13 protein-coding genes are annotated in these 12,835 nt (G+C 64.3%); 9 read left to right on the forward strand and 4 right to left on the reverse strand.

The genetic code is table 11. The features are described from left to right. The 5 genes from ACOJSJ_RS03605 to ACOJSJ_RS03625 form a co-directional block, all read left to right on the forward strand. Window positions 1–928 (forward strand): class I tRNA ligase family protein (locus tag ACOJSJ_RS03605; protein WP_420143623.1); only part of this gene is annotated, 928 nt, incomplete at its 5' end. 63 nt (window positions 929–991) lie between these two features. Further along, the gene (gene lptE, locus ACOJSJ_RS03610; RefSeq protein ID WP_420143624.1) at window positions 992–1,492 is read left to right on the forward strand and encodes an LPS assembly lipoprotein LptE; all 501 of its coding nucleotides are present in this window, start codon (window positions 992–994) and stop codon (window positions 1,490–1,492) included. Next, the gene (holA, locus tag ACOJSJ_RS03615) at window positions 1,489–2,529 is read left to right on the forward strand and encodes a DNA polymerase III subunit delta (RefSeq protein WP_420143625.1); all 1,041 of its coding nucleotides are present in this window, start codon (window positions 1,489–1,491) and stop codon (window positions 2,527–2,529) included. Before lptE ends, holA begins: the two co-directional genes overlap by 4 nt. A 57-nt stretch (window positions 2,530–2,586) precedes the next feature. Then, window positions 2,587–2,991 carry a peptide-methionine (R)-S-oxide reductase MsrB gene (gene msrB / locus ACOJSJ_RS03620; protein ID WP_420143665.1) on the forward strand — a complete coding sequence of 135 codons (405 nt, stop codon included), beginning with the start codon at window positions 2,587–2,589 and terminating at the stop codon, window positions 2,989–2,991. Window positions 2,992–3,123: 132 nt separating this feature from the next. Further along, a complete protein-coding gene (locus tag ACOJSJ_RS03625) occupies window positions 3,124–5,244 on the forward strand; it encodes a transglycosylase domain-containing protein (protein WP_420143626.1) in 2,121 nt (706 codons plus the stop codon). Between the two features lie 226 nt (window positions 5,245–5,470). Here ACOJSJ_RS03625 and ACOJSJ_RS03630 read toward each other — a convergent pair whose 3' ends face one another. After that, window positions 5,471–5,734 carry a hypothetical protein gene (locus ACOJSJ_RS03630; protein ID WP_420143627.1) on the reverse strand — a complete coding sequence of 88 codons (264 nt, stop codon included), beginning with the start codon at window positions 5,732–5,734 and terminating at the stop codon, window positions 5,471–5,473. 192 nt (window positions 5,735–5,926) lie between these two features. Beyond that, window positions 5,927–6,934: an aspartyl protease family protein gene (locus ACOJSJ_RS03635; protein WP_420143666.1), complete on the reverse strand. Its 1,008-nt coding sequence runs from the start codon at window positions 6,932–6,934 to the stop codon at window positions 5,927–5,929. Window positions 6,935–7,250: 316 nt separating this feature from the next. Between ACOJSJ_RS03635 and rho the strand changes: the two genes are divergently transcribed. After that, entirely contained in the window at window positions 7,251–8,507 is a 1,257-nt protein-coding gene (gene rho, locus ACOJSJ_RS03640; RefSeq protein ID WP_420143628.1) for a transcription termination factor Rho, read from the forward strand. A 119-nt stretch (window positions 8,508–8,626) separates the two neighbouring features. Beyond that, window positions 8,627–9,349 carry a YjbE family putative metal transport protein gene (locus tag ACOJSJ_RS03645; protein WP_420143629.1) on the forward strand — a complete coding sequence of 241 codons (723 nt, stop codon included), beginning with the start codon at window positions 8,627–8,629 and terminating at the stop codon, window positions 9,347–9,349. Between the two features lie 73 nt (window positions 9,350–9,422). Here ACOJSJ_RS03645 and ACOJSJ_RS03650 read toward each other — a convergent pair whose 3' ends face one another. Together ACOJSJ_RS03650 and ACOJSJ_RS03655 are read right to left on the reverse strand one after the other, a co-directional pair. After that, window positions 9,423–10,391, reverse strand: a complete 969-nt coding sequence (locus ACOJSJ_RS03650; protein WP_420143630.1) for a quinone oxidoreductase family protein — start codon at window positions 10,389–10,391, stop codon at window positions 9,423–9,425. Next, window positions 10,391–11,092: a dienelactone hydrolase family protein gene (locus ACOJSJ_RS03655; RefSeq protein ID WP_420143631.1), complete on the reverse strand. Its 702-nt coding sequence runs from the start codon at window positions 11,090–11,092 to the stop codon at window positions 10,391–10,393. Before ACOJSJ_RS03655 ends, ACOJSJ_RS03650 begins: the two co-directional genes overlap by 1 nt. Before the next feature lie 155 nt (window positions 11,093–11,247). On the opposite strand from ACOJSJ_RS03655, the gene ACOJSJ_RS03660 reads away from it, so the two are divergent. Next, window positions 11,248–11,499, forward strand: coding sequence for a DUF6489 family protein (locus ACOJSJ_RS03660; protein WP_420143632.1), 252 nt, complete (start codon window positions 11,248–11,250; stop codon window positions 11,497–11,499). Window positions 11,500–11,504: 5 nt separating this feature from the next. Then, window positions 11,505–12,797, forward strand: coding sequence for a tRNA uridine-5-carboxymethylaminomethyl(34) synthesis GTPase MnmE (mnmE, locus tag ACOJSJ_RS03665; RefSeq protein WP_420143633.1), 1,293 nt, complete (start codon window positions 11,505–11,507; stop codon window positions 12,795–12,797). The last annotated feature ends 38 nt before the right edge of the window (window positions 12,798–12,835 follow it).

Genomic DNA, 12,835 nt, shown 5'->3' on the forward strand with positions numbered 1-12,835 from the left:
ATATATTGGCGGCGTGGAACATGCGATCCTGCATCTGCTCTACGCCCGTTTCTGGACCCGTGCGCTCCAGCATATGGGGCAGCTGGACTTTGCCGAACCCTTCACCGGCCTGTTCACGCAGGGCATGGTGACGCATGAGACCTACAAATCGCCCGAAGGCGCATGGCTCGCCCCGCAGGATGTGGTGCGCCAGGGCGACAGCCTGATCATGGTCGAAGGCGGCGCGCCCGTCACCATCGGCCGGGTCGAGAAAATGTCCAAGTCCAAGAAGAATGTCGTCGATCCCGACGACATCATCGCCCAATATGGCGCGGACGCGGTGCGCTGGTTCATGCTGTCGGACAGCCCGCCCGAACGCGACCTGCCCTGGACAGAAGCGGGGATCGAAGGATCGTGGCGCTTCGTCAACCGCGTCTGGCGCCTGTTCGGCGAAGCGGATGCGTCGGCCGAGGGGCAAGACAAGGTGCTCGACCGCAAGCTGCACCAGACCATCGACGGCGTGGCGAAGGATATCGAGGCGCTGGGCTTCAACAAGGCCGTCGCCAAGATATATGAATTGGTGAACGCCATCGAAAAGGCAAAGCCGTCCGCATCGCGCACCGCCGCCATCCGTGGCCTTGCCCTGCTGGTCGCGCCGATGACGCCGCATCTGGCCGAAGAAGGCTGGGCGGAAATCGGCGGGGAAGGGCTGATCGCCGATGCCGCTTGGCCTGCGGTCGACCCGGCGCTGCTGGTGGAGGATGAAGTGACCATCGCCTGTCAGGTGATGGGCAAGCTGCGTGACACCATCACCGTGGCAAAGGATACGCCCAAGGACGAGCTGGAGAAACTCGCTCTGGCCGCGCCCAATGTCGTGCGCACGCTGGACGGGGCAACGCCTAAGAAGATCATCGTGGTTCCCGGCCGTCTGGTGAACATCGTCATCTAAATCCGTCGGAGGGGCGGGAAGGGGCTTCGACAAGCGCGGCCCGAACCGCTAAAGGTCTGATCCATGAAGCGCATCCTGCCCCTCCTCGCTGTTCCGTTGCTCCTCACCGCCTGCGGGCTGCGCCCCGTCTATGGCGGCGGTGGGCATGGCGCGGTGGCGCAGGCGCTGGGTAATGTCACGGTCGAACCGATCGAGGGCAAGGCGGGCTGGCTGATGCGCAATGCGCTCAACGATCGCCTTGCCGCCATGCAGGGCGGCTCCGGCCCGCGTTACAAACTGGTGGTGAAGCTGGACGATAATATCAGCGGCTTTGGCCTGCGCGCCGACGCCGCCATCACCCGCGAGCGGCGCACGCTGCGCGCCCGTTACCAGCTGGTCGACGAAAGCACCGGCACGCAGTTGCTGGACGACACCGCCGGGTCGGACGCCGGCATCGACGTTACCTCCAGCGAATATGCCACCATCGCGGCCGAAGACACGGCGCTCGAACGGCTGTCGCAAACGGTCGCGGATCAGATCGTCACCCGGCTGGCGCTCTATTCGCGCAAGGCGGCCAATCCTTGAAGGCCAATCGCGGCCAGATCGAACGGGCGCTGGACGCCCCAGGTCAAGGCGCTTCGGCTGACATCCGTTTCTTCCTGCTCTACGGTCCTGACGAAGCGGGCAGCCAGTCGCTGGCCAAGCGCCTGGAACGCGCCATGGGACCGCAGGCGGAACGGGTGGACCTGGACGGCGCGACGCTGAAGGATGATCCTGCCCGCCTGTCCGACGAAGCGGCGTCCTTTTCCATGTTCGGCGACAGGCGCTGGATTCGCATCAGCGGCATGGGCGATGAATCGGTGCCCGCGCTCACCGCGCTGCTGGAAGCGGAAACGGCGGGCAATCCCGCCATCGCGGTGGCGGGCGCGCTCAAGGCCACATCGAAACTGGTCAAGCTGGCGCTGGAGCATAAGGGCGTCATGGCCTGTATCTCCTATCAGCCTGATGCCCGGGAATCGGAACAGATCGCCATCGGCATCGCCCGCGACGGCGGCCTGCGCCTGTCCACCGATCTGGCCCGGCGGATCGTGGCGCTGGCCAATGGCGACCGGGCGCTGATGACGGGCGAGATCGAAAAGCTGATCCTCTATCTGGACGCCGCGCCCGACCGTCCACGCGAAGCGACCGCCGAAGCGCTGGACGCGCTGTCCGCCGACAATCCGGATACCGAAGTCGCCCCGCTGGTCAATGCCGTGCTGGGCGGCGACCTTAAGGGCATGCATCGCGAACTGACCGGCATGGCGGAAACCGGCGCGGCGATGGCATCGGTCATCCGCCCGCTGCTGACCCGCGCCATGCTGATCGCCAATATCCGCACCGATTTCGACACCAGCGGTCGATTGGAAGGCGCGGTGGAGGCCGCGGGCAAAGCCGTGTTCTGGAAGGAAAAGGGGCTGGTGTCGCGCCAGGTACGGACATGGGATGCGCCGGGCATAGCCCGCGTGATCCAGCGCCTGCTGGAGGCGGAACGGGCCACGCGCTCCGGCCGGGGCACAGGCGACCTGATGGTGCGCCACGAACTGCTCGCCATCGCCCGGCAGGCGGCGCGCGAACGGGCGTGAAAAACGGGCATGGACCACGGACTTGATACGGCCGTCGCGCAACGCCATATTGCGCCCATGGACAAGCTGACCCTGAGCGAAGCCGAATGGCGCGATCGCCTTTCCCCCGAACAATATCATGTGCTGCGCGAAGCGGGCACCGAACGGGCCTTCACCGGCAAGTATAACGGGAACAAGGCCGACGGCGTCTATTATTGCGCCGGATGCGGCGCCGAACTGTTCGATGCAGACGAAAAATATGACAGCGGGTCGGGCTGGCCCAGCTTCACCGCCCCGGTGGACATCGACGCGGTGGAAGAAATTCGGGACGCCAGCCACGGCATGATCCGCACCGAAGTCCGCTGCGCCACCTGCGAGGGGCATCTGGGCCATGTCTTTCCCGATGGTCCCGGCGTCAATGGCATGCGCTATTGCATGAACAGCGCCAGCCTGGACTTCAAGCCACGCGACGGGGCGGAATAAGGCGCGGGACAGCCCCTGTTCATCGCCGGTAAAGCGCCGTTCCGCATGGACGGCGCGACGGTCTTTTTCCGCGCCGATTGCATGATTTGCGCTGGCCGGGGCCGGGAATAGCGCGTATCCGGGGCGGCACAGATGGCAGGATCAAGCAAGAAAAAGAGCGCGCCGCGTGGCCGCGCGAAAATATGGGCGCTGCGTGGGCTGAAGATCGGCCTGGCGGCGGCGGTGGCGGGCCTTCTGGCGGTGGTGATCGCCGTCGTGATCGCGCTGCAATCGCTGCCCGATTATGACAGCCTGAAATCGTCCCCCAATGGTCAGATGATCCGCGTCCACGCCGCCGACGGCAGCGTGATCGTGTCCTTGGGGCCAAGCTTTGGCCAGTGGCTGAGCTACGACCAGATTCCCGAAGTCATGGTCGACGCGATGGTGTCGACCGAAGACAAACGCTTCTACCTTCATCCCGGCGTCGATCCCATCGGCATGCTACGCGCCGCATGGGTCGCGTTGGAACGGCGCGGCACCGGCCGCCGCTGGCAGGGCGCGTCCACCATCACGCAACAGGTAACGCGCAACATCTTCCTCAACAACAGCTACAGTTTCGGGCGCAAGATCCGCGAAATGGTGCTGGCGATGGCGCTGGAACGCAAATTTTCCAAGCGCCAGATCCTCGAACTTTACCTTAACAAGGTCTATTTTGGCGGCGGCGCCTATGGCATCGATGCCGCCAGCCGCAAATTTTTCGGCCATCCCGCCACGCGGCTAAGCCTGCCCGAAGCGGCGATCATCGCGGGTCTGGTCAAGGCCCCGTCCAGCTATTCCCCCACCGCCGACGCTGATGCCGCCATCGGCCGCGCGGGCGTGGTGCTGGACCTGATGCAGGAAAATGAGGCGATTTCGGCGTCCGAACATGCGGCGGCCGACCTGTCGAGCGTCAGGATGGCGCCCGAACCGCCGCAGAACAGCGTGCGTTACTTCACCGACTGGGCCTTGCCGCAGCTCGACCTGCTGATCGATGAGCCGAACGAACCGCTGGAAGTCTATACCACCATCGACCTTGGCATGCAGAATGCCGCGACCGCCGCGATCAAGGCCAATGTGCCCGGCGGCACGCAGGGCGCTCTGGTCAGCCTCGACCGCGATGGCGCGGTGCGGGCGATGGTCGGCGGTCTCGATTATGTGACGTCCAACTATAATCGCGCCACCACCGCCACGCGCCAGCCGGGTTCGGCATGGAAGATCTTCGTCTACATGGCCGCGCTGGAGGCGGGCTACACGCCTGATACCGGCGTCACCGACGAACCGGTGACGATCAATGGATGGTCGCCGCGCAACGCCAATGGCCGGTTCGCCGGGGACATCGACGTGCGCACCGCCTTTGCCTATTCGATCAACACCGTCGCGGCCAAGCTGGGCGTGGAGGTCGGCTTCCCGACCGTTGCCGACATGGCGCGCCGGTTCGGCATCACCACGCCGGTCAACACCCATCCTTCGATGGTGTTGGGCCCGTCGGACGTGCGCCTGATCGACATGACCCGCGCCGCCGCCTCGATCGCGCGCAAGGGCATCGCCGTCACGCCCTATGGCATTACGAAGGTCACGACGGCGGACGGCCGGATGCTTTACCAGCATCAGGATGACACCAGCCGCGTGCTGGTCGCCCCATGGGTCGCGGCGGGCATGACCGATCTGATGCAGACGGCGGTCAGTACCGGCACGGGCAAGGCCGCGCAGATCGGCCGCCCGGTCGCGGGCAAAACCGGCACGACGACCAGCAACAAGGATGGCTATTTCCTCGGCTTTTCCAGCGGCATCACCACTGGCGTGTGGATGGGCCGCGACGATGCGAAGGCCGTTGGCGGGTTGCAGGGCGGTCGCGCCCCGGCCCGCGCCTTCGCCGATTATATGAAGGTGGCGGTGTCCAAACGCCCGGTCGAACAATTCGAAACGCAGGTGACCCTGCCCGAATGGCAGTTGGAACCGGATGAGGAAAGCTATTATGGCAGCCCGGACAGCGGCGCCGATCCGGGCATGATGGTCGATGAAAATGGCCTGCCGATCGAACGGCCCCGGCCCCAGGCCAATGATGGATCGTCACCCGACGATCAGCAGATGGAGGTCGATCCCGACGACCGGCCGCAACAGGACCGGCCACAACCGCCGCGTATCGACCAGCAATGGATCGACAATGTGCTGGGCCGCGATCGCAATCGTCAGCAGCAACAACAGCCTGCAACGCGCCCCACGCCCAATCCCTAGAGCATGATGAAGTCGGCTGGGACAGCCGACGGCTCGCATCGTCCCAAAAACAAAGGACGTTTAAAGCCTGATCCGATTCGATCCAACCGGATCAGGCTCTAACGGCGATCGGGGTTGCCGGACGGATCAGGCCGCGCCTTCGCCGCCCCCATCTCCATCCCGCTCCCCGATGCGGCCCGGCTGGACCGACAGGGAAGGGGACGGAAAGCCGGGCCAGCCCATGGCATCAGCGGCGGGCCAGCTGAACAGCGAGCTTGTCGTGGTGGATGGTCAGGCCATTCTGCGCCCATTCGTCCTTCGACTGGCACTGGGTGACGGGCACGAGCGATCCGGTGACGGTTTCACGGAAGCAATAGCGGTCGGTCTTGTCGTCATAGGTCACCTTGGCGCTGCCAAACTTGCCCTGGGGCTGCGCGAAAGCGGGCGTGCTGGATGCCGAAACGGCGACGGTGGCAACGGCGACGGCGGCGATGAAAGCGATGGTCTTCATGATGTTGGTCGTTCCCTTGGATGTCAGCGATGACCCGTCATGGATCATGCTGACAACATTGCAGGGGGCGTGCCAACTCTCGAAAAGCCTAGAAATCCGTGGCTATTCCAACATCATGTCAAATGATACCGCGCGGATATTCCATTCATTTGGCGTTAATCACCAAATCATGTGAATTAATTCGCATCAAATTCAACCCTCGCTCTGCCTTTTCCCAGCGAAGCGCATTTTTTCGATCGCGCTGGCATCCGGCAGCAGGAAATCGACCTTTCCCCGTCCAAAATCGATCGCCACCCGATCGAACAGCCGCAACGCGCTGATCCCCAGCAACAGCGCCGGTTTGTCCCGCATGCCCAGTTCCGCAAAGGGGCTGGCATCGGCAAACAGCACCGGCACCTGCGTCAGGTTGACGCGCCCCATGCGCACCGCCTCTATCCGCCCCACCTGTCCCGTCAGGGCGCCGCCGGTCACGCTGGTCACCGTCGCCTCCAGCATCGCGGGCGCGCGCTTCTTCGTCATCAGCCGGTCGCGCAGCGCCAAATTGCCGATGCTGAAATTGGTGCCGGTATCCAGCATGACATTGACCCGCATGCCGTTGACCTCGCAATCCAGCAGGATCAGCTGGCCCCGTCGGCGCCGCGCCTCCACCACGATGGCGTCGGGATCGGTTGTCAGGCGACGCCGCGCTCCGCTGCGGGCGATTTCCATTTGCCCTGTCCGGAAATTCAGCGTCACCCGCTTGGCATGCAGGCTGTCCAGCCCCAACAGCCCCGGCCCGCCCAGATCCTCGCCCTCCAGCACCGGCGCTTCGATGTCGTCGATCATCGTCCCGCCGAAACCCAGCCGGGGCAGGGCGACCGTCGTCGCTTCCGCCCGGCCGGTCATGCTGATGATGGTGACGCTGGACCACGACGGCAGCGCCAGCCGCTGCGCCAGATCGCGGGCGATGACGGTGCGCTGCGCCCCGGTATCGATGATGAAGTTCCACGGCCCCTTGCCGTCGATCATGATGGGAATGGTCACCCGGTCGTCCAGCGCCGGTCCCGTCCGCACCAGCACCGGCGGCACATCCGGATCGAGCGAAGGGGGGAGGAACGAGGGCGGGTCGGTCGCGCTGTCATCGCCCGCAACCCTCTGCGCGACGCCCGCTGGCGTCTGTCCCTGCATCATCGTCTGCACGGTCGAAGGTGGCGCGCCCATCGCCAGCGCAAAGCCAAGCACGGGCGCCCATGAGACGACAAGCGGTCCCATATCCTCATCCTTACATTATAGGCGCATGTTATAGCATGAAAGGCCATCGTCGCACCAGCGGCACAGCCCGTCCTGCGGGGGTGGACGACCCGCGATTTTCCGCCATGATTGCTGCTGTTCCCGCCTTGACTTGAGCATAGTCCCATCGCTAAACGCGCAATATCTGCACCCGCCCGTCCGGAGCGGGATTCGACCGGCAAAGCGGCCGGTTTCCTTCCTTCCTTTTCCGGCGCACTTCACCCTCTCGCCATCGGACCGACTCGCAATGCATCTTAAGGACCTCAAAAAGACAGCCCCTGCCGACCTCGTACAGCTGGCGGAAGAACTGGGCGTCGAAAGCGCATCGACCTTGCGCAAGCAGGACCTGATGTTCGCGATCCTCAAGGCGGAGGCGGAAAATGGCGAACAGATCATGGGCGAAGGCACGATCGAGGTGCTGCCGGACGGTTTCGGTTTCCTGCGCAGCCCCGAAGCGAATTTTCTCGCCGGCCCTGACGACATCTACGTCTCCCCCAATCAGGTCCGCAAATTCGGCCTGCGCACCGGCGATACGGTGGACGGCGAAATCCGCGCGCCCAAGGATGGCGAACGCTATTTCGCCCTCACCAAGCTGGTGTCGGTCAATTTCGACGATCCCGAAGCCGTCCGCCATCGCGTCAATTTCGACAATCTGACGCCGCTCTATCCCGAACAGAAGCTGACGCTCGATCCGGGCGACCCGACCCAGAAGGACAAGTCGGCCCGCGTCATCGACATCGTATCGCCGCAGGGCAAGGGCCAGCGCACGCTGATCGTCGCGCCGCCCCGCGTCGGCAAGACGGTGATGCTCCAGAATATCGCCAAGGCGATCACCGACAATCATCCCGAAGTCTTCCTGATCGTCCTGCTGATCGACGAACGGCCGGAAGAAGTCACCGACATGCAGCGCAGCGTGAAGGGTGAGGTCGTTTCGTCCACCTTCGACGAGCCTGCCACCCGCCACGTTCAGGTCGCCGAAATGGTGATCGAAAAGGCCAAGCGCCTGGTCGAGCACAAGAAGGACGTCGTCATCCTGCTCGACTCCATCACACGCCTCGGCCGCGCCTACAACACCGTCGTCCCTTCGTCGGGCAAGGTGCTGACCGGCGGTGTGGACGCCAATGCGCTCCAGCGGCCCAAGCGCTTCTTCGGCGCGGCGCGTAATATTGAGGAAGGCGGTTCGCTGTCCATCATCGCCACCGCGCTGATCGACACCGGCAGCCGCATGGACGAAGTCATTTTCGAAGAATTCAAGGGCACCGGCAACTCGGAAATCGTGTTGGACCGCAAGGTCGCGGACAAGCGCATCTTCCCGGCGCTGGACGTCGGCAAGTCCGGCACCCGCAAGGAAGAATTGCTGGTCGACAAGCCCAAGCTCAGCAAGATGTGGGTGCTGCGCCGCATCCTGATGCAGATGGGCACCATCGACGCCATGGAATTCCTGCTGGACAAGATGAAGGACAGCAAGACCAACGAAGATTTCTTCGATTCCATGAATCAGTGACAGGGGTGGCGATCCTTCCGGTCGCCCGTCCATCCATCATAAATTTTGCCGCGACAGCCGGGCCATGTATATGGTCCGGCTTTCTTCTTTCCTACACATAGGGACGCTCGCAGCCCGCCATGTTCGATTTACTCGCCACCGCCGCCTCGGCCGCGCACAGTATCGGCTCTCCGGCTGAAATCTGGCAGCATATCATCAATGATTTCAGCAATATAGGATCGGCCAGCGCCCTTTCCGCCTTCGGTCAGGTGCTGATGATCGACATATTGCTGGCGGGCGACAATGCCATCGTCGTCGGCGCGCTGGCGGCGGGCCTGCCCGCGGCCCAGCGTCAAAAGGTCATTCTGATCGGCATTCTCGCCGCGCTGGTGCTGCGCATCGGCTTTGCGCTGGTGGTCAGTCAACTGATGCAGATCGTCGGCCTGATCCTCGCCGGTGGCCTGCTACTGCTGTGGGTCAGCTGGAAAATGTGGCGGGAACTGCACCCCGCGCGCGGTGCCGACACGCCCGACGATCCGACCGACGATGACGTATCGGGCGTGCGCCCGGCCAAAAGCTTCGCAGCCGCCGCCTGGGCCGTCGCCGTCGCCGACGTGTCGATGAGCCTCGACAATGTGCTGGCCGTCGCGGGCGCGGCGCGGGAACATCCCGGCATCCTCATCATCGGGCTGATCCTGTCGGTCGCACTGATGGGTATCGCCGCCAACATCATCGCCAAATATATCGAACGCTATCGCTGGATCGCCTATATCGGCCTTGCCGTCATCGTCTATGTCGCGATCAAGATGATCTATGAAGGCGTGATCGATCAACAGGTGGGCATTCTCACCCTGTTCGGCTGAACCGGCACAGCGACACGAAAAGGGGAGCGGAACCGCATGGTTCCGCTCCCCTTTTTCATGCCGGACATTGCCGTCACGGTATCAGGATCGTCGATCCCGTCGTCTTGCGCGCCTCCAGCGCCCGGTGCGCGTCGGCCGCATCCGCCAGTGCGAACCGCTGCCCGATCACCGCCTTCACCACGCCGCGCTGCATCCGGTCGAACAGTCGTTCGGCCGTATGCGCCAGATCATCCGCCGTCGCGATATAGTCGAACAGGGTGGGGCGGCTGACATAGAGCGACCCATTGCGGCTGAGGTCCAGCAGGCTGATCGGCGGCACCGCGCCCGACGCATTGCCATAGCTGATCAGCAGGCCGCGCCGCTTCAGGCTCGCCAGCGACGCGGCCCAGCTATCCTTGCCCACGCCGTCATAGACCACTTCGACCCCCGCGCCGTCGGTCAGGTCGCGTACCGCCTTTGCCAGATCGTCGAACGATCCGTGCAGGCTATGGTCGGCCTCCACGCTGGCTGCCTTCTCCGCCGATCCGCTGTGCGCGATCACGATCACGCCCTTGTCGCGCAGCCATGGGACCAGCACCGAACCCACGCCACCCGCCGCCGCATGGACCAGCGCGACCTGCCCGGCCTTCAGCGCGATCATGTCTTCCGCCAGATAGCAGGCGGTCATGCCCTTCAGCATCATGGCTGCGGCATCCTGCGTCGACACGCCTTGCGGAATCCGCACCACCCGGTCGGCGGGCACGATCCTGTGCGTGGCATAGGAACCAAGCCCGCTGGCGCATCCCACCACATCGCCCACGGCGAAATCGGTCACGCCCGGTCCCACCGCCTCGACCCGGCCAGCGCCCTCCGACCCCAATGGCGTCGGGAGCGGCGCAGGGTACAGGCCGGTGCGATAATAGGTGTCGATAAAGTTCAGGCCGATCGCATCCTGCGCGATCAGGATTTCGCCTTCACCCGGTCGGCCCGGATCGAAATCCTCCCGCGCGATAACCTCCGGCCCGCCATGGCTCTGGGCCACCATCCGCCATGCGCCCGACATCAGGCAAGATGCTCGGCAAAGAAATCGGCGGTGCGCCGGTCTGCCAGCTGTGCGGCATCCTCGACCCGGCGATTGCCCATTTCAGCGGCAAAGCCATGGTCCAGCCCCTCATAATCATACAAGGTGACATGGGCATTATCCTTCAGCCCCTCATGCATCTTCGCCTGTGTTTCGGCGGGCACGAATCCGTCCTGCGTCGGGATATGCAACATGGTCGGCTTGCCGATCGCATGTTGTTCGTTCAGCAGCCCGTCGATGCCCACGCCATAATAGCCGACAAAGGCGTCGCCATCGGTCCGGCATGCGGTCATGAAAGCCACCCGGCCACCCAGACAATAGCCGACCAGCCCGACCTTCGCCCCGCCGGTCAGCTTCGCCCGCGCCGCCTTGATGGTGGCTTCCAGATCGCGAACACCCTGATCCTGATCGAAGCGGGGAATATAATCCAGCGCCTGCTGCATCTCTTCGGGCACGTCGGCATCCAGTTCGATATGCGGCGCGATCCGCCAGAACAGGTCCGGCGCGATCGCCAGATAGCCTGCCTTGGCCCAGCTGTCGCACTTGCGGCGAATGCCTTCATTCACGCCGAAGATTTCCTGGATAACGATGATGGCCGCGGTCGCTTCGCCCTCTGGCTGCGCGACATAGGCGTCGAACCGCCCGTCGCCCTCTAACGTGTTGATAGGGGTGAAATCGCCCATGCCGGATTCCTTTTTGCTGGAAAGATGTTGCGCATATTGGCCGTTCCCAGACGGGGTGCAACCGCTTGTGTCGTTTAAAAATTTGCGTTTCGACGGCCATTTGCGGCATGACGACGCAAGCCAGCATGGATATGCCGAACAGGGAAGGCCAGGACATGAAAGTAACCGTCGATGTGGACTGCACCCCGGCCGAAGCGCGCGCCTTTCTAGGCCTGCCCGACGTCACGCCCATCCATGACAAATATATCAAGACCATGCTCGACAGCTTCGATGGGGTGGGCAGCGTCGAGCAGATGGAAACCCTGTTCAAGAGCTTCTCGCCCCTTGGCGATGCTGGCATGCGCCTGTTCCAGCAAATGATGAATGTCGGCCTGTCCGGCATGTCCGGCGGCAGCGACAAGAAATAAGCTGCGTGACCGACCTGCGCGGCGATACGATCTTCGCCCTTTCCAGCGGCGCGCCGCCCGCCGGGATCGGCGTGATAAGAGTCAGCGGTCCGGCCGCTGGTTCGGCGCTGCATGCGCTGGCCCGCCGCCTGCCCGCGCCGCGCACCGCCAGCCTCGCCCTGTTGAAAGATCCGCGCGACGGCGGTCCGCTCGACCGTGCTCTGCTGCTATGGCTGCCCGGACCCGCGACCGTGACGGGGGAGGATATGGCCGAACTCCATTGCCATGGCGGCCGCGCCGTGATCGCCGCGGTGGAGGATGCGCTGGCCGCGATGCCGGGTCTGCGCCGCGCCGAAGCGGGGGAATTCACCCGTCGCGCCTTCGCCTTTGGCCGCATGGATCTGAACGCGGTGGAGGGGCTGTCCGATCTGCTCGCCGCCGAAACGCAGGGACAGCGGCGGGCCGCTCTGTTGATGGCGGAGGGGCATTTTTCCCGTCGCATTGATGGCTGGCGCGACACGCTCTTGAGCCTATCCGCCATGGCCGAAGCGGCCCTCGATTTCTCCGATGAGGATGACGTCCCCGACGCCGCGATAGAAGGGCGGATCGGCACGGGCATAGCCGACCTCGCCCGCGACGTGGCGACCATCCTGTCCGCGCCGGCGGCCGAACGGTTGCGCGATGGCGTCCGCGTCGTGCTGGCCGGGCCGCCCAATGCGGGCAAATCGACCCTGCTCAACGCGCTGGTTGGCAGAGATGCCGCTATCGTATCCGACATTGCGGGCACGACCCGCGATCGGATTGAGGTGCCGGCGGCGATCGGCGGCACAGCTTTCCTCTTCACGGACACGGCGGGCCTGCGTGACGACACTGCCGACGCCATCGAAGCCATCGGTATGGATCGCGCCCGCGCGGCGCTGGATGCCGCCGACATCATATTATGGCTGGGCGACCCCGACGATCTGCCGCGCGCCGACGCCATATTGATCGCGGCTCAGAGTGATCGCGCGGATGCCGATCGGCCCGGCCTTGCTCTGTCCGCCCGGACGGGGCAGGGCATCGGCGCCCTCATCGCCCTGTTGCAGGATCGCGCCGCGTCGCGGCTGCCGGGGGAGGGCGACTATGCCCTTCACGCCCGGCAACGGCATCATGTGGGCCAGCTGCTCACCCATCTTCAGGCCGCCGGTTCGACCACCGACCTGCTCGTCATTGCCGAAGATCTGCGCCTTGCCCGCCACGCCATCGACGCGCTCACCGGACAGGCCGGGACGGAGGATATGCTCGACCGTCTCTTTTCGGGCTTCTGCATCGGCAAATAGCCGCTGTTCCACGTGGAACGCTTTTGACCACACCCCCC

This window comes from Sphingobium sp., assembly GCF_048594625.1.
GTDB lineage: Bacteria > Pseudomonadota > Alphaproteobacteria > Sphingomonadales > Sphingomonadaceae > Sphingobium.